Raw genomic sequence first — 830 nt, 5'->3', positions numbered from 1 at the left:
GCTTCGGAGTGTCGTTTACTGTCGCATTTTGGGCGGCGCATGAAGCAAGAGGCAGCGAGCTGGGCAGCGGCAGAATTCAAGGACATCGACCTGGGCGATCAGCGTCTGAACGCGCGCGCCGTGCTGCTGGCGGAGCGGCTCGCGCAGAAGCCGACGGCAAGCATACCTAACGCATGCGGCGGCTGGGCGGAGACGGCCGGGGCGTACCGGTTTCTGGCTCAGGATGAACTGGACTGGCGCGATATTCTGGCGCCCCACTGGCAAAGCTCGGCCGAGCGGATGCGAGCTTGCGAAGTGGTGCTATGCATCCAGGATACAACGGAGCTGGACTTTAACGGGCAGACGATTACGGGTCTGGGCCCGCTGTCGTATGAGGCCCAGCGCGGGATGTATCTGCACCCGACTTACGCGGTCACGCCATCGCGCGAGCCGCTGGGCGTGCTTGACGCCTTCATGTGGGCACGCGAACCCAAAGGCGCGGATGGTGTGCGTGCGGGCCTCAAGGAAAGCATTCGCTGGATCGAAGGATATGAGCGGGTTGCCGAACAGGCTGCAGCGCTGCCTGCCACGCGGCTCGTGTACGTGGCTGACCGGGAGTCGGACATCATGGCGTTGATGCTCAAGGCACGCGAGTTGGACAACCCGGCCGACTGGCTGCTGCGCTCGCAACACAATCGCACCCTGCCCGAAGGCGGCAAACTGTGGAACAAGGTTACGGCGGGCAAGCCCTTGGGCACAATTCACTTTACGCTGGCGGCCCGTCAGGCTCAGCCGGCGCGCACGGTCCGCCAGCAGGTGTGGGCGCAGCGTGTCGCGTTGCCCGATGCGGC

1 protein-coding gene is annotated in these 830 nt (G+C 64.8%); it reads left to right on the top strand.

Annotated elements, in window-relative coordinates; translation table 11 throughout:
* Positions 1 to 84 precede the first annotated feature (84 nt).
* On the top strand, positions 85 to 830 hold a 746-nt coding region (locus SB822_RS54710; protein WP_410858800.1), incomplete at its 3' end, for an IS4 family transposase.

Origin of the sequence: Paraburkholderia sp. SIMBA_054, from assembly GCF_046534875.1 — a bacterium.
Classification (GTDB): Bacteria; Pseudomonadota; Gammaproteobacteria; order Burkholderiales; family Burkholderiaceae; genus Paraburkholderia; species Paraburkholderia hospita.
Note: the sequence above shows the minus strand (reverse complement) of the source record. Positions and strands in the feature narration are given on the sequence as shown.